This is a genomic window from Pseudomonas fluorescens, from assembly GCF_900215245.1.
Taxonomy (GTDB): domain Bacteria; phylum Pseudomonadota; class Gammaproteobacteria; order Pseudomonadales; family Pseudomonadaceae; genus Aquipseudomonas; species Aquipseudomonas fluorescens.
The window spans coordinates 4,974,604-4,993,460 of the sequence record NZ_LT907842.1 but is presented as its reverse complement, the minus strand read 5'-3'; the positions used below and the strand labels follow the sequence as shown (position 1 = coordinate 4,993,460).

19 protein-coding genes are annotated in these 18,857 nt (G+C 62.1%); 10 read left to right on the top strand and 9 right to left on the bottom strand.

Annotation, left to right across the window (positions count from 1 at the left end):
• Window positions 1-128: 128 nt before the first annotated feature.
• Together CPH89_RS23315 and CPH89_RS23310 are read left to right on the top strand one after the other, a co-directional pair.
• Complete coding sequence (locus CPH89_RS23315) at window positions 129-944, top strand: alpha/beta fold hydrolase (protein WP_053256402.1); 816 nt, start codon at window positions 129-131, stop codon at window positions 942-944.
• Complete coding sequence (locus CPH89_RS23310) at window positions 934-2,067, top strand: PAS domain-containing sensor histidine kinase (protein ID WP_053256403.1); 1,134 nt, start codon at window positions 934-936, stop codon at window positions 2,065-2,067. Before CPH89_RS23315 ends, CPH89_RS23310 begins: the two co-directional genes overlap by 11 nt.
• Here the strand turns inward: CPH89_RS23310 and dapF are convergent.
• Entirely contained in the window at window positions 2,064-2,867 is an 804-nt protein-coding gene (gene dapF / locus CPH89_RS23305) for a diaminopimelate epimerase (protein WP_053256404.1), read from the bottom strand. The two genes, CPH89_RS23310 and dapF, sit on opposite strands and share 4 nt — an antisense overlap.
• 108 nt (window positions 2,868-2,975) lie before the next feature.
• Here dapF and CPH89_RS23300 point away from each other — a divergent pair, with 108 nt between their 5' ends.
• On the top strand, window positions 2,976-4,016 hold the full coding sequence (locus CPH89_RS23300) for an alginate lyase family protein (RefSeq protein WP_053256405.1): 1,041 nt from the start codon (window positions 2,976-2,978) through the stop codon (window positions 4,014-4,016).
• A gap of 42 nt (window positions 4,017-4,058) precedes the next feature.
• A complete protein-coding gene (locus CPH89_RS23295; RefSeq protein WP_053256406.1) occupies window positions 4,059-4,556 on the top strand; it encodes a P-loop nucleotide/nucleoside kinase family protein in 498 nt (165 codons plus the stop codon).
• On the opposite strand, the gene CPH89_RS23290 is transcribed toward CPH89_RS23295, so the two are convergent.
• Window positions 4,553-6,139: a L,D-transpeptidase family protein gene (locus CPH89_RS23290; protein ID WP_053256407.1), complete on the bottom strand. Its 1,587-nt coding sequence runs from the start codon at window positions 6,137-6,139 to the stop codon at window positions 4,553-4,555. The two genes, CPH89_RS23295 and CPH89_RS23290, sit on opposite strands and share 4 nt — an antisense overlap.
• A gap of 39 nt (window positions 6,140-6,178) precedes the next feature.
• Here CPH89_RS23290 and CPH89_RS23285 point away from each other — a divergent pair, with 39 nt between their 5' ends.
• Window positions 6,179-6,892: a murein L,D-transpeptidase catalytic domain family protein gene (locus tag CPH89_RS23285; protein WP_053256408.1), complete on the top strand. Its 714-nt coding sequence runs from the start codon at window positions 6,179-6,181 to the stop codon at window positions 6,890-6,892.
• Window positions 6,893-6,922: 30 nt separating this feature from the next.
• On the top strand, window positions 6,923-7,669 hold the full coding sequence (locus tag CPH89_RS23280; protein ID WP_053256409.1) for a creatininase family protein: 747 nt from the start codon (window positions 6,923-6,925) through the stop codon (window positions 7,667-7,669).
• A gap of 68 nt (window positions 7,670-7,737) precedes the next feature.
• Here the strand turns inward: CPH89_RS23280 and CPH89_RS23275 are convergent, their stop codons facing one another.
• Entirely contained in the window at window positions 7,738-8,079 is a 342-nt protein-coding gene (locus CPH89_RS23275) for a hypothetical protein (protein ID WP_053256410.1), read from the bottom strand.
• Between the two features lie 45 nt (window positions 8,080-8,124).
• Window positions 8,125-8,769: a hypothetical protein gene (locus CPH89_RS23270; RefSeq protein WP_053256411.1), complete on the bottom strand. Its 645-nt coding sequence runs from the start codon at window positions 8,767-8,769 to the stop codon at window positions 8,125-8,127.
• A gap of 143 nt (window positions 8,770-8,912) precedes the next feature.
• On the opposite strand from CPH89_RS23270, the gene CPH89_RS23265 reads away from it, so the two are divergent.
• Complete coding sequence (locus tag CPH89_RS23265) at window positions 8,913-9,188, top strand: hypothetical protein (RefSeq protein ID WP_053256412.1); 276 nt, start codon at window positions 8,913-8,915, stop codon at window positions 9,186-9,188.
• Here the strand turns inward: CPH89_RS23265 and yfcF are convergent.
• Window positions 9,163-9,795 carry a glutathione transferase gene (gene yfcF, locus CPH89_RS23260; protein ID WP_053256413.1) on the bottom strand — a complete coding sequence of 211 codons (633 nt, stop codon included), beginning with the start codon at window positions 9,793-9,795 and terminating at the stop codon, window positions 9,163-9,165. The genes CPH89_RS23265 and yfcF overlap by 26 nt on opposite strands.
• A gap of 176 nt (window positions 9,796-9,971) precedes the next feature.
• Between yfcF and CPH89_RS23255 the strand changes: the two genes are divergently transcribed.
• Window positions 9,972-11,411: an alpha/beta hydrolase family protein gene (locus tag CPH89_RS23255; protein ID WP_053256414.1), complete on the top strand. Its 1,440-nt coding sequence runs from the start codon at window positions 9,972-9,974 to the stop codon at window positions 11,409-11,411.
• Here CPH89_RS23255 and CPH89_RS23250 read toward each other — a convergent pair.
• The 3 genes from CPH89_RS23250 to CPH89_RS23240 form a co-directional block, all read right to left on the bottom strand.
• The gene (locus CPH89_RS23250; RefSeq protein ID WP_053256415.1) at window positions 11,408-11,959 is read right to left on the bottom strand and encodes a DUF924 family protein; all 552 of its coding nucleotides are present in this window, start codon (window positions 11,957-11,959) and stop codon (window positions 11,408-11,410) included. The genes CPH89_RS23255 and CPH89_RS23250 overlap by 4 nt on opposite strands.
• 117 nt (window positions 11,960-12,076) lie before the next feature.
• Window positions 12,077-14,365 (bottom strand): 5-methyltetrahydropteroyltriglutamate--homocysteine S-methyltransferase, encoded by a 2,289-nt coding sequence (gene metE, locus CPH89_RS23245; RefSeq protein WP_053256416.1) that lies wholly within the window; start codon window positions 14,363-14,365, stop codon window positions 12,077-12,079.
• A 103-nt stretch (window positions 14,366-14,468) separates the two neighbouring features.
• Window positions 14,469-15,068 carry a LysE family translocator gene (locus CPH89_RS23240; protein WP_053256417.1) on the bottom strand — a complete coding sequence of 200 codons (600 nt, stop codon included), beginning with the start codon at window positions 15,066-15,068 and terminating at the stop codon, window positions 14,469-14,471.
• A 138-nt stretch (window positions 15,069-15,206) separates the two neighbouring features.
• On the opposite strand from CPH89_RS23240, the gene CPH89_RS23235 reads away from it, so the two are divergent.
• Both CPH89_RS23235 and CPH89_RS23230 read left to right on the top strand, forming a co-directional pair.
• On the top strand, window positions 15,207-16,850 hold the full coding sequence (locus CPH89_RS23235; RefSeq protein WP_053256418.1) for a sensor domain-containing diguanylate cyclase: 1,644 nt from the start codon (window positions 15,207-15,209) through the stop codon (window positions 16,848-16,850).
• Window positions 16,851-16,938: 88 nt separating this feature from the next.
• Complete coding sequence (locus CPH89_RS23230; RefSeq protein WP_222935221.1) at window positions 16,939-17,427, top strand: GNAT family N-acetyltransferase; 489 nt, start codon at window positions 16,939-16,941, stop codon at window positions 17,425-17,427.
• 19 nt (window positions 17,428-17,446) lie between these two features.
• Here CPH89_RS23230 and CPH89_RS23225 read toward each other — a convergent pair whose 3' ends face one another.
• Window positions 17,447-18,766, bottom strand: a complete 1,320-nt coding sequence (locus CPH89_RS23225) for an OprD family porin (protein WP_053256419.1) — start codon at window positions 18,764-18,766, stop codon at window positions 17,447-17,449.
• Between the last annotated feature and the right edge of the window lie 91 nt (window positions 18,767-18,857).

Here is an 18,857-nt window from a genome sequence, read left to right as displayed (position 1 = left end):
GTTACCTGAAATTTCATCCTGAAGGGCCTGACTTTACCTTATCGGCGCTATAACGCGTGACCCCGCGCCTGTGACTATTTAAACTGCCCATTACGGCAAAATAGCAAAATGCCATCCATGAGAACGCCATGAACCTGAAACATCGCAACAACGTCAGTGTGATGGGCAGCGGGTCGGCGACCCTGGTGTTCTCGCATGGTTTCGGCTGCAATCAGGCGATGTGGAATTACCTCGCGCCGCCATTCATCGACCGCTTTCGCGTGGTGCTCTATGACCTCGTCGGCGCCGGGTTGTCGGATGTCAGTGCGTTCGACAAGGCCAAATACAGCGCGCTGGATGGCTACGCCCACGACTTGAACGAAATTATCGACGCCTTCGCCAGCGGCCCGGTGATTTTGGTCAGCCATTCAGTCAGCGCGATGATTGGCACGCTCGCCGACCGCCTGGCCCCCGGCCGTATCGCCGCCCACGTGATGATCGGCCCTTCGCCGCGCTACATAGATGACGTTGATTACGTCGGCGGTTTCAAGCGCAGTGATATAGACGACCTGCTCGATACCCTGGACAGCAACTACCTCGGCTGGTCCAGCGCCATGGCCCCGGTGATCATGGGCGCCCCCGAGCAACCAGGGTTGAGCGCCGAACTCAGCGACAGTTTCTGCCGCACTGAACCCGATATCGCCAAGCAATTCGCGCGGGTGACCTTTATGTCGGATAACCGTCAGGACGTGATCGGCCTGACCACGCCCGTATTGATCCTGCAATCGAGCGACGATCTGATCGCGCCGGTAGTCGTGGGTGAGTACCTGCACAGCGTGCTCCCCAACAGCACCTTTTGCCTGGTGGACAACGTCGGCCATTGCCCGCACATGAGCGCACCGCAGGCCTGCGCAGCGGCGATGGAAAATTTCCTGGGGCCGTGGGGCATGGCCCATGTCGGCTGAGCTGTTCGACAGCGCCGCATGTGCCCTGGCCGTCACCGCCGAGGACGGCACGATCCTGCATGCCAACGCACGACTCGGGGAATGGCTGGGGTTGCGCAACGCCGAGTTGCACGGGCGGCCCTTCCAGGACCTGCTGACCATCGGCGGGCGGATTTTTCACCAGACCCACCTGGCACCGCTGTTGCGCATGCATGGCAGTGTCAGCGAGGTAAAGCTCGACATGCTGCACCGCGATGGGCACAAGGTGACCGTCTTGCTCAACGCCCGCAAGCGCGCACAGGCTGACGCCGTGGTGCATGACCTGGCGTTGTTCGGCACCACCGACCGCGACAAGTACGAACGCGAGCTGCTCAATGCGCGCAAGCTCGCCGAAGCCTTGTTGCAGCAAAAAAGCACTGCCGAAATCGCGCTGCATCAGGCCCAGGCCGAGCTGAGCGAAGCCTATGCTGTCGCCCAGCGCCGCGCTTTATTTGCCGAGCAGATGATGGCGATTGTCAGCCACGACTTGAAGAACCCCCTCACGGCCATCCGTATGGCGTCCGACTTTCTCAGCCGTAGCGAGCGCACGCCCAAGGAACGCCAGTTGCTGGGCCATATCGCCCAGTCGTCCGAGCGCGCCCAGCGGATGATCGCCGACTTGCTGGACTTCACCCAGGCCAGGGTCGGCCACGGCATCAGCGTCAAGACCACCGCTGTGGACCTGCACGGGGTGATTCAACACGCCGTCGATGAGCTGCGCGTGGCCTTCCCCACCGCCACGTTGAAGCACCACACCGAAGGCACGGGCGCTGCGTGCCTGGATGCCGACCGTGTGCAGCAGATCATCGGCAACCTGGTCGCCAACAGCGTGGCGTATGGCGACGTACTCATGCCGATCACGATCACCTCACGCCTGGCCGACACTCGCTGCGAAGTGGCGGTGCACAACTACGGCGCAGTGATTCCTGAAACCCTGCTGGCCGGGCTGTTCGAGCCTATGACCCGTGGCACCGACCAGGGCAGCGAGGTGCGCAGCGTCGGCCTGGGCCTGTATATCGTGCGCGAACTGGCCAAGGCGCACGGTGGCGATGTGGCAGTGAGTTCCTGCGAAAACACTGGTACAACCTTTACCGTAACGTTCTAAAGCACGTAGGCCGCGCCCTGCATGATCGGCTCCACGCTGCCGGTCAAGACGACGCCGCCCTGCCCGTCCCACTGCACGGTGACCGTCCCGCCGTCGCACTGCACTTGAACCGTGGCATCGAGCAAACCGCGCCGGATCCCATTGACCACCGCCCCGCAGCAGCACGAACCGGAGCCCAGCGGCACGCCACCACCACGTTCCCAGATGCGCAGGCGGATATGCTGGCGGTCCAGCACCTGCACAAAATGCACATTGGTCCTGGCCGGGAACAATGGATGCGTTTCCAGCGCCGGGCCCACGGCTGCCACATCGAGCGCGGCCAGGTCATCCACGAAATACGTGCAGTGCGGGTTGCCCATGCTGCACGCCGCCGGCGCGCCGTCGATGGGCAAGGTGCGCGTGTCGATCGCCGCGGCCAGCGGCACTGCCGCCCAGTCCAGTGAGGGGGCGCCCATGTTCACCGAGACCTGCTGCGCCGCCGCCCGCACGCAGGTCAACAAGCCCCGGTCGGTGCGCAATACCACCGACTGGCTGCCGGTTTCATGCATCAAGCGGTCGGCCACGCCGCGGGTGGCGCTGCCGCAGGTTTGCAACGGCGTGCCATCGGCATTCCAGAACTTGATACGCGCGGCGGCGTCGGTGCAGTCGAGTACCACGGCCAATTGGTTGAAGCCGATGCCGGTATGGCGGTTACCCAGCCGACGGGCGATCTGCGCGGTAATCGGGTCATCCTGACCGCGGCGGTCGATGATGATGAAGTCATCGCCATGGGCATGCATCTTCACGAAGGGCAAGGTCATGGGCTGTCCTGGGTTTCTACGGGGTTGGCGGCAAGCATACGGGAGTTTCATCAACGCCGATTCGGCTGCATGCTAGCGTGGGCACGATCGAGTCCTGCTGAGCCGACCATGAAAACCACCACCGTCGCCATCACCGCACTGCTGGCCGTGCTTTCCCACGCGGCCATGGCGGCTGCGCAAACACCGAACCTGTGCCAGCCGGCCGCTTCGAGCCCGACGTCCAAAGCGCTGCTGGCCGCTGCCCAACGGCAGTTGGCCGACTCGCCCGCGCCGTTGCCGCATTTGCACACCGAAGGCACGCTGCCAAACCAGGGCATCCGCACGCAAAGCATTGCCGCCGAGAAGGACTGGCCGCTGATGCGCCAGGCGGCACTGGCCTGGCGCATCAGCGGCGATCCGCGTTACCTCAAGCAAGTCGACGACTACCTCGCCGCATGGGCCGACGTGTACCAGCCGGACTTCAACCCCATCGACGAAACCAACCTCGATATGCTGATCACGGCTTACGCGTTGACAGCCGATCACTTGCGCCTGGAAACCCGCGCGGCCAGTCGCCGTTTGATCAGCGCCCTGGGCAACGGCTATATCGCGCAGATCCAGCAATTTCACGGGCAGAAAAAAGGCACCCAGACCAATAATTGGCAGAGCCATCGCGTCAAGCTGGTCAGTGTGGCTGCCGCAGCCCTCGGCGACCCGGCCATGTTCGAGCACGCCCATCAATTATTCAAACAGCAGGTCGCCGATAACATCCTGCCCGACGGTTCGGTGACCGACTTTCAAGACCGTGACGCCTTGCATTACGTGGTCTACGACCTTGAGCCTCTGGTGCAAGCCGCGCTGGCGGCCAAGCCCTACGGCGGCGATTGGCTGAACCTCAAGGCCAAGGGTGCCTCGCTGGCCGCAGCCCTGGACTGGCTGGTGCCCTACGCCACGGGGCAACGCAGCCATCAGGAGTTCGTGCACACCCACGTGCAGTTCGACAAAGACCGCGCCGCCGTAGGCGAAGCCGGTTACAGCGGTACCTGGCAGCCCAACAGCAGCGCGACGCTGTTCTGGCTGGCCGCACAACTGGACACGCGCTATCTGCCCACGGCGACGCAATTGGCTGCGCACCCGGCGGACTGGATCAGCGCCTGCTATTTAAAGTAAGCGCGGCTAGACTGGCCGGCGACTCTCATCAAGGGATTGAGCATGCTTATTGTATTCAGCGGCCTGCCGGGCACCGGTAAAACCACGATTGCCCGTGAACTGGCACGGCGCACGCGCGCGGTGTACCTGCGCATCGATGTGATCGAGCAGGCGCTGCGGGCGTCGGCGGTACTCGCCGGCGATGTCGGCGCCAGCGGCTACAGCGTGGCAAATGCGCTGGCGTTGAGCAATTTGCGCGTGGGGCAGACGGTGATTGCGGACTGCGTGAACCCGGTCAAGGAAAGCCGGGAGGCGTGGAAAGCCGTGGCGGCGGCAGCCGATGTTGAGTGGGTGAACATCCAGGTGGTGTGTTCTGATCAACACGAACACCAACGCCGAGTGGAAAGTCGCGCTGGGGATATTCCCGGGCTGCTCCCCCCGACTTGGCAAGCGGTGTCAGCGCATGAGTACGAGGCCTGGGAAGAACAGCCTTTGACGCTCGACACCGCGCGGATGACAGCGGATCAGGCTGTCACCAGGATCTTGGCGCAGATCGCCTAGAGCAAGGCGCCCATCGCCTTCATCAACACCGGGTCACGCCCATAAATATCCGGCGCGTACAGCAGCCCGCCCTGGCGGTCGACCTCCACGGTCCAGTACCCCAACAGCACCGGCACGGGCGTGGCCAGCCGGAATTCATGGGTCATGCCGGTCGCCAGCAACTCATCGGTGCGCGTGCGTTCGGCCGGGGTTACCAGCAAGTCACGCAGCAACATGGGCTGCTCAACCCGCACACACCCCGAACTGAACGCGCGCGGGCCTTTGGTGAACAACGGCTGGCTCGGCGTGTCATGCAGGTAGACCGAATACGGGTTGGGAAAGCGCATCACGATCTTGCCCAACGGGTTGCGCGGGCCGGCTTCCTGGCGCAGGAGAATATTCCCGGGGCGCGACCAGTCCACTTGGTCGGCCGTGAGTGGGTGACCTTGGGCATCGAGCACTTGCAGGTTTTGCTGGCGCAGGTATTCGGGGTTGAGCCGGATGGCCGGGAGCTTGTCCTCACGCATGATGGTGGGCGGGATCGTCCAGGTGGGGTTGAGCGTCAACCGCGTAATCCGTGACTTGAGCAACGGCGTCTGCCGCTCCGCCCGCCCGACTTGCAAGCGGGTTTGCCACACCGGGATACCGCTCTGATAAACACTCAGTTGTGCGGCCGCGACGTTGACCACCACCCCTTCGGGCTCCAGGTCCTGGGCCAGCCAACGGAAACGTTCGAGGTTGATGCGCAGCTGGTCGCGGCGCATCGCCGGGCTGATGTTGAGCTCGGCCACGGTGCCCGCACCGATCACACCGTCTGCCTGCAACGAGTGGCTGAGCTGGAAGGCCTTGACCGCCTTGACCAGTTCGTCACGGTATTGCGTGCCGTTGCCGGTCGGCACTTTGGCCAGGTACCCGCCGTTGTAAAGACGCCGCGCGAGTTCGGGCACGCGCGGGTCGTCCATGCCGGGGCGCAGCAACGGGCCGGAGGCGACTGGGTCCCAATGCGGCAACGGTTGCAGGCGCACGGTGGCATAGGTACTGCGCAAACTGCGGTAGAGGTCGGCGCTGGGGCGCGCCTGGTCAAACGCCAGGGCCAGGTCGTGCAGGCCGGTCGCAGCAAAGGCCAGCACTGCGGTGTTGGGGTCTTGGAGCGGTGGCTGGGAATGCCACAGCGGCTCGAAGCGCGACTGCTGCAAACGCCCGTAGTGCAAGTCCTGCAGGGCTTGCAGGTATTGCTGGCTGGTGCCGATATCGCTGCACAGCACGTTGGCCGTGGCGTCTGTTGCGGGCAGGCTATAGTGGCTGGGGTCCAGGCCGTCGTCAGCCAGCAACCGCAATTGGGCTTGCAAGGCCTGGCGGCGATCAGCGGCTGACCACAGCGGACTGTCGCCCTGCTGCTGGTAAAACGCTTGCAAGCGCAGTTGAGCCGCTGCGTCTATTTGTGGGGCAAGGCCCGGGCAAACGCTGGGTAACTGCGCGAGGGCCAGTTGCATCGGGCTGATCGATACAGGCGGCACGGCGTCTGCCGGCAGCTCATCGGCTGTCGCGACCAATGGTGCAACGAGCAGGCAAATGCTCAAGTAACATGCGTGTTTTTTGAACAATTGTCTTAACTCCAATCCACAGCGGGGGATGTACTGTAGATGCTGACTTTTATATGCCGCTTCGGTTTGATCACCGTAACCCTGGCTACGCTGAGCAATGTTGCGCTCGCGGCCAGTGCCACGTCTCCTTCTTTGTATAGCAGCCTGGCGCGCTCGGCTCCAGAACTCAATCCCACCGTACTGAAAAGCGCCTTGAGCGCCGTGCAGTGCGCGGTCAATAACGGCGAGGAGCGCTCGGAGCGCCTGGCCGTTATTGACTACTCCCAGCCCTCTACCGCTCGTCGGCTGTGGATCTTCGATTTACGCAAAAAAACCCTGGTGCTCCGCGATCTGGTGGCCCACGGCGCCAAATCCGGGGAAAACTTCGCCACCCAGTTCTCGAACCTTGAAGGCAGCCACCAATCCAGCCTGGGCTTGTTTCGCACCCAGGAAAGTTACCGCGGCGCTCACGGTTACTCGTTGCGCATGGACGGCCTGGAGCCGGGCTTCAATGACCAGGCCCGCGACCGCGCCCTGGTGATCCATGCCGCCGACTACGTCAACTCGGCGTGGAGCAAGCGCGAAGGCCGAATCGGCCGCAGCCAGGGCTGCCCTGCCGTGCGCCCGCAAGTGGCGCGCCAGGTGGTAGACAAACTCAAGGATGGGCAGTTCATGTTTTCCTGGTACCCGGACCAGCGCTGGCTGAAGTCGTCGACCTACCTCAACTGCAAGCCCCAACAAGTGGCGAGTAGTCGTACAATCCGTGGTGGTTAGCCTGTCCCCACCGATAAAAGAGAGCGTCGCATGCTTCTACATAAATCCACCTGGATCGAGATCGGGCAGTTTCTGGAGCGCAGCCGCACGGTGGTGATCCCCATCGGCTCCAACGAGCAACATGGCCCTACCGGCCTGCTGGGCACCGACTGGATGTGCCCGGAGATCATCGCTCATGAGGCGCAGCAGCACGCTGACATCCTGATCGCCCCGACCTTCAATATCGGCATGGCCCAGCACCACCTGGGCTTTCCCGGCACCATTTCGTTGCGCCCGTCCACCTTTATCGCCGCGATTGGCGACTGGGTGCGCTCGTTGGCCGGGCACGGTTTCGAGAAGATCCTGTTTTTGAATGGCCACGGCGGCAATATCGCCACCATCGAGGCTGCGTTTTCCGAGCTGTACGCCGAGGCCAGCTATGCGCGCCGCCCGGCCGGGTTCGCGCTGAAACTGGTGAACTGGTGGGATCTGGAAGGCGTCAACGACCTGGCCCACCGCCAATTCCCGGTCGGCCACGGCAGCCATGCCACGCCGTCGGAAATTGCGGTGACGCAGTGGGCCTACCCGGAATCGATCAAGTCCGCCGAGTATTCACCGCAGATCGCCAACACAGGGCCGATTCGCGAGGCACTGGACTTCCGCGCACGCTTCCCCGATGGACGCATGGGCTCGGACCCGGCCCTGGCGACCGTGGAAAAAGGTGGTGAGTTGGTCGCGCTGGCGGCTCAAGGGCTTGTCAACGTTGTCGACAGCTTCAGCAGCGAAGCAAAACCTTAAGCCGTAAGCAAAAAATGTGGGAGCGGGTTTACCCGCGCCCACACTACTGGCAGCGGTGAGGCCTGATGTTACTTGCAGTCCTGCGCCGCCGTCTCCAGGCGCGACGGCTTGAGCGCCGAAGCCAGCGGCTTGCGCTCATACACGAAGACCTTGCTGCCCTCTTGGGACTTGTAGGCTTCCAACACATCATCGGCGGCAATCTTGCTGGTCAACACGACTTTGGCGTGGCGCGAATTCTGGGTGACGGTCGATGTGATGCCGGACTTTTCAAGCTTGGGCAATACGCACTGCAGATAACCTTCAGGGGTCTTGTCGGTTTGCAACGTCAACGTCGGAGCGTTGGGAGCGGTAATACAGCCGGTCAGCAACACGGAAGCAAAAGCCAGGGCCGGGACGAAAAAAGAGCGCATAAACATTCCTGAAAATAACCAATAGGGTTCACATCAATCCACGCGTCAACCTGCGCGAACCAGGGCCTTGAGCGATACATCAAACTGCTTTAAGGCATCAAGCTGTACATCACGCTGCTGTTCAATCTGCGCAGCAATCTCGGGCGCCGCCTTGTCCAGCACCCACACCGACGGCACCTGTTTGAGCACCGAGCCTTCGGCCTTGGCGATGTATTGCAGGTTCGCATCGTAGAACCGCGCCACAAAGCGCGCTTCGACCCGGTCGTTGCGCTGGGTCAGCAGTTGGTTATGGGTATCGAGCACCACCACCACATCCGGGTGAGCCTGCACCAGCTCATCCAGGCTGCTATAGACAGTCACGCTGCGAAAAGTGCCCTGCAGCGAGTTCATCAACCAATCAATCGCCAACTCCGGGTCGGAGCTATTGACGAACGCCTCGCGGATGCGCCCGTCGAGGGCATCCTTGGCGCCGTTCATGGCCATGGCGTGGTAGCGTTCAAGGTAGTTGAGGTTGTCGCGGGTGTTTTCGCTGTACAACACCCCCACCGACTGCGCGTGCTGCAGGGAGTCTACGCTACCGATGAGTGGCAGCAAATGGCCCGTACGCAGATCATCGGCAATCGCCGTGTTGGCCAGCATTGTGGTGCCGAGCATCAACATGATTAAACCCAACTGGATCATCGTCCTCATCGCGCATTTCCTTGAACAGCGTCTCGATGGCGTGATTGTCCGCTTTTCGCATAAAAACAGAACTTGCGATCCTTGATGGTGACTATCATTTGAACCGATAGTGTCGCCTACCCCGATCGTCATAAAACTATAAGGACCACGCTATGAAGCCCTACCAGAAAACCTTCGACCGCATCCGCGAAGCCGTACTGCCGGAGTTTCGCGAGCGGGTCGCCGATTACCTGGTCGATTATGAACACGTGTTGCAGGACGAAGCCGCGGGCGCCGACAAGCGTTACGCCAGCGCCCAGCAGCTGCGCGGTTACCTGCGCGGCCTGAACACAACGCGGGTGCTGGGCATGGCGGATTGGGAAGACCTGGACCGGCGCGTCGCCCAGGAATCGCAAGAAACCGCTAAAGCGCCGGGCGTTGCAGGTTGACCCACGCCTGTACCGAGGGCCGCTGCCACTGGTGCCGGGCGTAGGCGACCAACTCGTCAGGCACGCGGTCACCGCCGAGGATCAAGCGATTGAGCATCACGGCCAAGTCCACGTCAGCAATGGACCATGCGCCGAACAGGTTCACCGGGTTGCCCGCCAACAGCGTCTGCGCCGCCTCGATCAACTTTTGCGCCGCCACTTGCGCCACCGGCGACAACGGCGGGGCTTTTTGCCCGCAAAACACCACCAGGGTCGAGCGCTCCTGGCGAATCGGCAACAGGTCGCTGCGCAACCACGCCTGGACCTGTCGCGCCCTCGCCCGCTGCCTTGGGTCCGCCGGGTACACCGCAGTTTCAGGGTAGGCCTGATCCAGGTACTCACAGATCGCCGAAGACTCCGACAGGGCAAAGTCTCCCTCCACTAACGTCGGCACGCGCTGGGTCATGGACAGCCGCGCAAACTCCGCGGTCTGGTGGTGCGCCGCGTCGAGATCAAGGCAGACCGTGTCGAAGGCCAGGCCTTTTTCCCGCAGCGTGACGAACACCGACATCGCGTAAGGGCTGGTGAACATTGAATCAACGTAAAGGCGCAGCGGGCCATGGCTCATGAGCAGTCTCCTTGTGTGAGCCGTCACGCTACGAGATCTGCGCAGAGAAAGACAATGCAGGGATTTTATGGGGGCATTCCTGGCGGGAATAGCAGCAATGGTGGCAAGATCATAGCGAATAGCTACTCTGCGAAATCGGCCACGCCGTTCGTAGTTTTTCAAGGAATGATCAGCTTATGAAACAAGCAGTTGTCGTCATCCACGGCATCGGCGAACAACGCCCGATGGACACTTTACGCGGCTTCGTGGAAGCGATGATCCCGACCGACACGCCGGGCGGCACGCCGTTCTACTGGAGCAAGCCGGACCGGCTTTCGCGCAATTTCGACCTGCGCGTTCTGAAGTCGTCGGGGCGCACCAGCACGGATTTCTACGAGTATTACTGGGCCCACAAGATGCAAGGCACCAAGGTTGGCCACCTGCTGGGCTGGCTGTGGGATATTTTCAAGCGCCCGCGCCGTGACATTCCCGATGCCATCGTGCCGATCTGGCGCACTACCCGCTGGACGGTGATGATGCTCCTGCTGCTGGTCGCGACCGGCACCCTGGCCACGGCCTGGGGTGAGTTCGATCACGGCGACAACCCTTTTGCCCTGGTTCCGCTGCTGGTCGCCGCCATCGGCCTGGGGTTGCGCTATTCCGCGCTGTCCTATTTGGGTGACGCGGCACGCTACCTCAGCCCCAACCCGCAGAACGTCGTGGTGCGCGAACAGATCCGCGCCGATGGCGTGGAGTTGCTGCGCGCCCTGCACAAAAAGGGCGACTACGACCGCATCATCGTCGTCGGCCATAGTTTGGGCAGTGTGATTGCCTACGATATCGTCGGCTACCTGTGGCATGAACATCACGACCAACTGACCAAAGTCATCCCCAGCAACCGCGAACTGGCCAGACGTTATGCCGACCACGCCGCACTGCAACCGGTGGTCAAGGAAGCACTGCCCAAAGCCGGCGCGGCCCTCGACGGCAGCCTGGGCAGCACGTTGAGATTTCGCGAACAGCAGGCCGAGGCGTTTATCGAGCAGCGCGGCCTGGGCAACCCATGGCGCATCACCGACCTGGTCACTGTCGGCAGCCCGATGGCCCATGCCAGCCTGCTGCTGGGCCGCAGTGTGAGTGATTTCAAAAAACGCATTGAACGCCGCGAAGCCCCGGCCTGCCCGCCCACCGAAGACACCCAGGGCTACGGCTACAACGCCCGCCAGCCGGTGATGCTCGGCCAAAAACCGTTCACCCCGCACTACCTGCACCATGCGGCAGCATTTGCCGTGACGCGCTGGACCAATCTCTACTTCCCGGCGCCCTTCGGCCTGTTTGGCGATGTCGTCGGTGGCCCGGTCAAGCCAGTGATGGGCGCCGGCGTGCTGGACCTGCCGGTCACCGTCGGCAAGTGGCAAGGCTGGCTCGCCCGCTCCTGGCTGAGCCACACCCGTTACTGGAGCGAGCGCGGCGGTGCCCAGGGTTACCTCGGCACGCTGACCGAGGATGCCAACGCAATCAGCCACGGACCACGCCCCTCGGCCACCGAAGCGTTGCGCTGGGCGGTCGACCTCAAGGGCCTGCGGCGCTTTCGTCCAGCCCCCGCCGTGGCCGCCCTGGCGCAGGCCGAGGCCTAACCTGCGAAGCCGCCAGCCTCGAGAAATTCATGCTCCTGTGGCGTGGTTGCTCTTGCCAGCACCGCGTTGCGATGGGGAAAACGCCCGAACCGTTGGATGATATTCGCGTGCTCATTGGCCCAGTGGCGGGTGCTGGCATCCAGGTGCTGGTTCAACGCCACTGAACGCTGCTGATCCGCCGGGTCTTCCGAATGCTCGAACGGCAAATAACAGAACGCACGCAGTTCGGGCTCGATCAACTGATCAAGCCCGGCCTCGACCATCCGGTGTGCGTACAAACGCGCCAGCGGGTCGGTGGCAAACATATGCGCGGTACCGCGAAACGCATTGCGTGGGTACTGATCCAGCAGGATCAACAAGGCCAGCGCGCCGTGAGCAGAACCCAGCCAGCCTTCCAACTCGCGGCGTGCCGCCTGCATGTGGGTCGCGTGAAACCCGTCGCGAAAGGCCGCGTCGAACGCCTCGTCCTTGGCGAACCAGCGCTTGGGCCCGGCCTGCTTCCAGAACTGAATCACCGCCTCAATGGATTGCTCGTTGATGCCTGCCATCTTTACCTCCACTCAACCTGTGTCGTTCATTATCGACGCCGACAGACTCGATTAAGTTTCTCGACCTTAAGTCGCGCCTGCTTCGAAACGAACGCGCCACCGCACACAGGGTTTAGCTCAGGCCAGCTCAGCCCGCAGTTGACGCGCCGCCGCGACCATATGGATCAGCGCCGCTTCAGTCTCCGGCCAGGCGCGAGTCTTCAAACCGCAGTCCGGGTTGACCCACAGACGCTGCGCCGGAATCCGCTTGGCCGCCTTGCGCAGCAAATTAACCATTTGCGCCACATCCGGCACGCGTGGCGAGTGGATGTCATAGACACCCGGGCCGATGTCGTTCGGGTAAGCGAAGGCTTCGAACGCGTCCAGCAACTCCATGTCCGAACGCGATGTCTCGATGGTGATGACGTCGGCATCCATTGCCGCGATGGACTCGATCACGTCGTTGAACTCGCTGTAGCACATGTGGGTGTGGATCTGGGTTTCATCGCGCACGCCGCTGGCGCACAGACGGAACGCTTCGCTGGCCCAGTCCAGGTAGTGCTGCCACTGCGAGCGACGCAACGGCAGCCCTTCACGGAACGCGGCTTCGTCGATCTGGACGATCTTGATGCCGGCGGCTTCCAGGTCGACCACCTCGTCACGAATCGCCAGTGCCAGTTGACGCGCCTGCACTTCACGGCTCACGTCTTCCCGTGGGAACGACCACATCAGCAGGGTCACCGGGCCGGTCAGCATGCCCTTCATGACCTTGCTGGTCAGGCCTTGGGCGTAACGGATCCACTCCACCGTCATGGCCTTCGGACGGCTCAGATCGCCAAAGATCACCGCCGGTTTCACGCAGCGCGAACCGTAGCTCTGGACCCAGCCAAAGCGGGTGAACGCGTAGCCGTCCAGTTGCTCGGCGAAGTATTCAACCATGTCGTTACGCTCGGCTTCACCGTGCACGAGCACATCCAGGCCAAGGTTTTCCTGCACTTCAACGGCGTGTTTGATCTCGCTGTGCATGGCTTCGACGTATTCGGCCGCGCTCAGCTTGCCGGTTTTGTAGGACTGGCGCGCCAGGCGGATCGACGCGGTTTGTGGAAACGACCCGATGGTGGTGGTCGGGAACAGCGGCAGGTTCAGGCCGGCACGCTGTTTGTCGATCCGCTGGGCGAACTGCGACTGGCGCTGGCTGTCGTTGGCGGTAACTGCCGCCACACGGGCTTGCACCGCCGGCTTGTGAATACGCGGTGAAGCGGCGCGGGCCGCTTGTACCGCGCGGCTTTGCGCCAGGGCGGCGAGCACGCTCGGTGCGTCGTGTGCGTTGACGGCCTGGGCCAGCACCGCGACTTCCGCGCACTTCTGCAGGGCGAAGGCCAACCAGCTTTTCAGTTCACCATCCAGCGTGTCTTCACGGCTCAAGTCAACCGGGCTGTGCAGCAGCGAGCAGGACGGTGCAACCCACAGGCGATCACCCAACTTTTCATGCGCATGTTGCAAGGTCGCCAGGGCTTTTTCCAGGTCGCAACGCCAGACGTTACGGCCGTTGACCACCCCCAACGACAACACTTTATACGCCGGCAAGCGGTCGAGGATCGTCGGGTATTGATCCGGCGCGCGCACCAGGTCGATGTGCAGGCCGTCGACCGGCAGGTTGGCAGCCAGGCCGAGGTTCTCTTCGAGGCCGCCGAAGTAAGTGGCAACCAGCTTTTTCAGCGGGTCACGCTGGATCAGGTTGTAGGCACGCTCAAACGCGTTTTTCCACGCTTGTGGCAGGTCGAGCGCCAGGATCGGCTCGTCGATTTGCACCCACTCAACGCCCAGGTCAGCCAGGCGCTGGAAGATCTGGCCGTACAACGGCAGCAGGCGCTCAAGCAGGTCGAGCTTATCGAAATCGCCGCCCTTGGCCTTGCCCAGCCACAGATAAGTCAGCGGGCCGATGACGACCGGCTTGACGTTGTGGCCCAGATCACGGGCTTCCTGCACTTCTTCGAACAGCTCATCCCAGCCGAGGTGGAACGGCTGGTCGACGCTGAATTCCGGCACCAGGTAGTGGTAGTTGGTGTCGAACCACTTGGTCATTTCCTGGGCGTGGGCACCGCCGCAGCAGCTGTCACTGACCCCCCGCGCCATGCCGAACAAGGTGTGCAAGGTGGCTTTGCCATCGGCCGGGCGGAAACGTTCAGGGATCACGCCGAACATCAGCGAATGTGTCAGTACCTGGTCGTACCAGGCGAAGTCACCGGCGGGCAACAGCTCGATTCCGGCCTGTTTTTGCAGCGCCCAATGGGTCTTGCGCAGGTCACGGCCGACGGCACGCAGGCCGGCTTCGTCGAGTTCACCCTTCCAAAACGCTTCCTGCGCTTTTTTCAGTTCACGATCGCGTCCAATGCGCGGAAATCCAAGGGAATGAGCGACTGCCATGACATACAACTCCAACGTAAGTATTGATGGCAGCCATTGTCGACAGAGCCTGATAGTGAGACAAACTCATTTTATTTCAGACCAACACAAGATTTGCTCATGTTTAAGTCAGGTGCAGGTAGAACGCGTGAAACATGAAATACGCACACACCGCCAGTGCCACTCCCATGCAGCGGTTGAACACAGTAAACGCCGACGTCCCGCCGATTCGCCGTCCCAGCAACGCGCCGAGCAACGCATAAACCCAAGGCGCGCCGAACGCACCACACGCCAGTAATGCCGACACTCCGGCGATGGACGCACCGCTGATATGCGCCGCCGGCAACATCACACTGGTGATCGGCAGCACTGCCATGATGCCTTTGGGGTTAAGCAACTGAATCACCAGGCCGTTCCAGAACGTGAGGGTTTTGCTCGGCTCGCTGGCAGCGTCCTCGACAACCGTGCGGGCAGTGAACACCTGATAGGCCAGGTACAGCGTGTAAATGCCACCCGCCAGCGAGATATACGGTAACGCCGCCTGGGAGATGAGCGCCTCGCCGGTGTACCCAAACAGCACGAACAGCAACAGCATCGCGCAGCCTACGCCGATGAAAAACCCGGTTGAGCGTCGGAATTTGCCGGTAAGCCCGGCATTCAGGCCCATGAAATTGACCGGGCCCGGGCTGTACATGACACTGAAGGCGTAGAGAAAAATGTCCATGGAGAACCTGCCGTAGTAGAAGTCCGGCGAGTCTATGCAGCGGTTTGCGCTGAATCTTGTACGTTTGTGGTTCACCGCTGGCCGTGCCCCTTCCATCGCGCATACCATGCCTGAAAACAAATACTAAAATGAGCCCCCATGATCAAAGCCAGCCTGCGCACTCACCTGACCCTGTGGTTTGCCGGTTTGTCGTTACTCACACTGCTCAGCGTGGGTTCCTATGTCGGGCATATCGCCACGGAGCAGATGAAGCAGGCCAGTGGCAACACGCTGCTCAGCACGGCCCGCTCGACGGCGGCGCTGCTGGCCGTGCAATTGCGTGAGCGCCAACTGGAAGTGTCCTTGTTGAGCAAGGCACCGCTCATGCGCCGGGGCAACCTCGACGTGCCGGATATCCTGACCTTGATGGAACTGCGCACGCAATCGCGCGCCGAATATGCGTGGATGGGCGTCGCCGATGCCGACGGGCGTGTGCGGCAGGCGGTCAACGGGCTGCTGGTCAATCAATCGGTGCAACAGCGGCCGTGGTTTCAGGCGGGCATGCACGCCGAGTACACCGGTGATCCCCACGAAGCCCTGTTGCTCGCCAAGCTGTTACCCAGTGCGGCGAATGGCGAGCTGCAGCGCTTTATCGATTTCGCCGCGCCGATTCGCAATGCCGAGGGTGAGACGATCGGCGTGCTGGGGGCCCATGCTCACTGGAGTTGGGTGACCCAGATCGTCAATTCCGCGGTGATGCAAAAGGATGCGATCCCCGAGGTCGAGGCGCTGATTGTCGACTTCGACGGCCGGGTGCTTTACCCGGAATTGCTCGCCGGCGAACACCTGCCGCCCAACCAGTTGAGCCCACCCTCCGGCTGGTCCACGGGCAATGGCTATGTCACCGCCTCGGTGGCGGTGCCTAGCCCATCGAATGCCAACATGACCTGGTACATCATGGTGCGCCAACCGTTGGACGTCGCCCTGCAACCGGCGCGCACCCTGCTCCACAAACTGTTGCTGCTCGGCTTGCTCGCAGCGATTGTCTTCGTACTTGCCGCCTACTACGTCGCGTCGTCACTCAGCCGTCCCATCGAGCGCCTGGCCAAGTCGGCCAAGCAAGTGCAGGACCAGCGGCCCGGCGCCGTCTTCCCCCAGGAACACGCGGTGCTGGAAATCGCCCAACTGGGCCGTTCCATCAGCGGCATGACCCAATCGCTGCTCACCAAAGAGCGCGAACTGCAGGACGCCAACGCGTCCCTGGAAGCCACGGTCGCCCAGCGCACCGCCGACCTCACCCGTGCCAATGCCGACCTCTTGAGCCTGGCATCACACGACGCACTCACCGGCGTCTACAACCGCCGCCGCTTCGATGAAAAACTCGCCGAGAACGGCCTGCTGTTCCAACGCACCGGCCGAACCTTTGCCCTGTTGCTGATCGACGCGGACTACTTCAAGCGGGTGAACGACACCTATGGCCACGCGGTGGGCGATGACGTGCTGTGCCATCTGGCGGCATTGATCCAAAGCACCACCCGCGCCACCGACTTTGTCGCGCGTTACGGCGGTGAAGAGTTCGCGGTGTTGCTGCCGGAAGTCGAAGAGCCCGACAGCCCCGACGTGGTCGCCGAGAAAATCCGCGCCGCCGTGGCGGCGGCAAAATTTCCGACGGTGGACCATGTCACCGTGAGTATTGGCGTGAGCATCGCCCTGCCTGCAGACCGGGATTCTTTGGCGCTGCTCAAGCGCGCGGATATGCAGCTGTATGAAGCCAAGGCGGCGGGCAGAAATCGGGTGATGTGAACGTCGATAATCCATCCACTGTGACCAGCGGCTGATTCACCACAGTTCCCTGTTGCGTTGAGTCCAAGGCCGTTTGATTGAGCGGGGAATGTGCGTGATACAGGCCAGCGAAGACCTTGCAATACACACGTTGGGCGAACTCCCCCAGCAGATCCACGTCCTGGAAGCGCAGGCCGTTGCCGAAGGGTTCCGGTTTCTGACGCGGCTTATCACTGAATGGGAAAACCACTCGAATCGATTTGAGCAACCCGGTGAGTGCCTGTTGGGGGGCTTTCATCACGGCCAATTGATTGCCGTCGGCGGTCTGTCCTGCGACCCGTACGCCGGCCCGAGGATCGGTCGGCTGCGCCGCGTATACGTGGCACCCGCGATGCGCGGCCGTCGTATCGCAACGGCCTTGGTAGCGCAGCTACTGGAATACGCAGCGGTTCACTTTCAGGCCGTGCGCCTGTTCACCGATACACCACAGGCCGCGCACTTTTATCTGCGCTGCGGTTTTCAACCCATCGATGACGACAAGGCGACGCACGTAAAATCACTCACGCCCTTGAACGCACGCGCCTCAACACAGCCGTGAGGCGCGGTGCGTCCACCAGTTACATCAACGGAATCGAATAGCTCACGAACAGGCGATTCTGATCCTGGTCGCGCGCCACCTCACTGCGCGACATGCCGTTGCGCCAGCCGAACCCGACGTTTTTGAACGTACCGCTTTGCACCACGTAATCCAGGGAAATATCCCGCTCCCACTCGCTGGCATTGTTGCCGGCGGTGGTGAGGATATGGTCGCCCTTCAAATACATCACCGACGCCTTCAGGCCCGGCAGGCCCAGCGCGACAAAGTCGTAAGCGTATTGCGCGAAGGCGGTGCGTTCACCGGCCTGGATGAAGGTCTGCACCGTGCGGTCGGTGTAGAGGTACAGGCTGGAGCCTCCCTCCCCTTTGTTCACCAGGCCACCCTGGTTGAGTTGGGCGAAGTTACTGCCGTCGGAGACTTGCTGGTAACCGGCGGTGATCGCATGAGGCCCCAGGGAATAAATGAAGGCGGCGCTCCAGGTGTTGTTGTCGATCTCGCCGTTACCGTTCTTGGTATAGCCGCCGAACTTATAACCTTCGGCGCGCCCGGCAGCGCTGCTGTTTTTACCGTCGGAGGTGGTCTTGAAGTAACGCAGGTCGGTTTTCAGTGAGCCGTAGTCGCCCAGCGGCAACACATGGATCAAACCGGCGAAGTGCTGTTGGTAGTAGTCTTCAAGGTTGGCGTAGTAGTACTGGACCAGCAGGTCCTTGTTCACTTGGTAGTCGGCACCGGCGTAGTTGAATTTATTGCTTTCCCGGGTGCCGCCCGCCGCTGCCAGGCCGCTGCTGTCGCTGGAACCACGGCCGGTGGTGTGTTGCAGTTGACCGCCGATCAGGGTCAGGTTGTCGATGTCTTTACTGGTGACCTGGCCACCTTCGAAGGATTGCGGCAACAGGCGGCCATCGTTGCTCACCAGGATCGGCAGGTTCGGCCGCAGGTAGCCGTAGCGCAGCTCGGTCTTGGCGAAACGCGCCTTGGCCGTCGCGCCAGCACGCGTCCAGCTGTCCGCCGCTTTGCCGTCATCGTTGGGGATCATCGAGCTGCCCACGTGGCGGCCAGCGCCGCTGTCGAGGGTCACGCCGAGCATGCCGACGGCGTCAAGGCCAAAACCGACGGTGCCCTCGGTAAAGCCCGACTGGTAGTTGAGGAGGAACGCCTGGCCCCACTCTTCGGTCTTCGACGGCGCGGCGGCGCCGTCACGGTTGTCGTTATTGAAGTAGAAGTTGCGCAGGCTCAAGTTGGCTTTACTGTCACTCAGGAAATCGGCGCTCGCCAAGGGGCTCAGGGCAATGCCCAGGCTGCCGGTCAATACGCTTAATACATTCAATGTGGCTTTCATCAGGACGAACTCCGGCGCGGAATCCAGGTTCCGGGCGCAAAAAAAAGGCAGCAGGAAGCACGCGACCCCACTGGCGTGTGGCCGGTGCACT

What these genes read in the sequence shown, in the direction of transcription:
- CPH89_RS23315 (WP_053256402.1), top strand. Translation starts at nt 129, where the DNA reads ATGAACCTGAAACATCGCAACAACGTCAGTGTGATGGGCAGCGGGTCG.
- CPH89_RS23310 (WP_053256403.1), top strand. Translation starts at nt 934, where the DNA reads ATGTCGGCTGAGCTGTTCGACAGCGCCGCATGTGCCCTGGCCGTCACC.
- dapF (WP_053256404.1), bottom strand. Translation starts at nt 2,867, where the DNA reads ATGACCTTGCCCTTCGTGAAGATGCATGCCCATGGCGATGACTTCATC.
- CPH89_RS23300 (WP_053256405.1), top strand. Translation starts at nt 2,976, where the DNA reads ATGAAAACCACCACCGTCGCCATCACCGCACTGCTGGCCGTGCTTTCC.
- CPH89_RS23295 (WP_053256406.1), top strand. Translation starts at nt 4,059, where the DNA reads ATGCTTATTGTATTCAGCGGCCTGCCGGGCACCGGTAAAACCACGATT.
- CPH89_RS23285 (WP_053256408.1), top strand. Translation starts at nt 6,179, where the DNA reads ATGCTGACTTTTATATGCCGCTTCGGTTTGATCACCGTAACCCTGGCT.
- CPH89_RS23280 (WP_053256409.1), top strand. Translation starts at nt 6,923, where the DNA reads ATGCTTCTACATAAATCCACCTGGATCGAGATCGGGCAGTTTCTGGAG.
- CPH89_RS23275 (WP_053256410.1), bottom strand. Translation starts at nt 8,079, where the DNA reads ATGCGCTCTTTTTTCGTCCCGGCCCTGGCTTTTGCTTCCGTGTTGCTG.
- CPH89_RS23270 (WP_053256411.1), bottom strand. Translation starts at nt 8,769, where the DNA reads ATGAGGACGATGATCCAGTTGGGTTTAATCATGTTGATGCTCGGCACC.
- CPH89_RS23265 (WP_053256412.1), top strand. Translation starts at nt 8,913, where the DNA reads ATGAAGCCCTACCAGAAAACCTTCGACCGCATCCGCGAAGCCGTACTG.
- yfcF (WP_053256413.1), bottom strand. Translation starts at nt 9,795, where the DNA reads ATGAGCCATGGCCCGCTGCGCCTTTACGTTGATTCAATGTTCACCAGC.
- CPH89_RS23255 (WP_053256414.1), top strand. Translation starts at nt 9,972, where the DNA reads ATGAAACAAGCAGTTGTCGTCATCCACGGCATCGGCGAACAACGCCCG.
- CPH89_RS23250 (WP_053256415.1), bottom strand. Translation starts at nt 11,959, where the DNA reads ATGGCAGGCATCAACGAGCAATCCATTGAGGCGGTGATTCAGTTCTGG.
- metE (WP_053256416.1), bottom strand. Translation starts at nt 14,365, where the DNA reads ATGGCAGTCGCTCATTCCCTTGGATTTCCGCGCATTGGACGCGATCGT.
- CPH89_RS23240 (WP_053256417.1), bottom strand. Translation starts at nt 15,068, where the DNA reads ATGGACATTTTTCTCTACGCCTTCAGTGTCATGTACAGCCCGGGCCCG.
- CPH89_RS23235 (WP_053256418.1), top strand. Translation starts at nt 15,207, where the DNA reads ATGATCAAAGCCAGCCTGCGCACTCACCTGACCCTGTGGTTTGCCGGT.
- CPH89_RS23230 (WP_222935221.1), top strand. Translation starts at nt 16,939, where the DNA reads ATGTGCGTGATACAGGCCAGCGAAGACCTTGCAATACACACGTTGGGC.
- CPH89_RS23225 (WP_053256419.1), bottom strand. Translation starts at nt 18,766, where the DNA reads ATGAAAGCCACATTGAATGTATTAAGCGTATTGACCGGCAGCCTGGGC.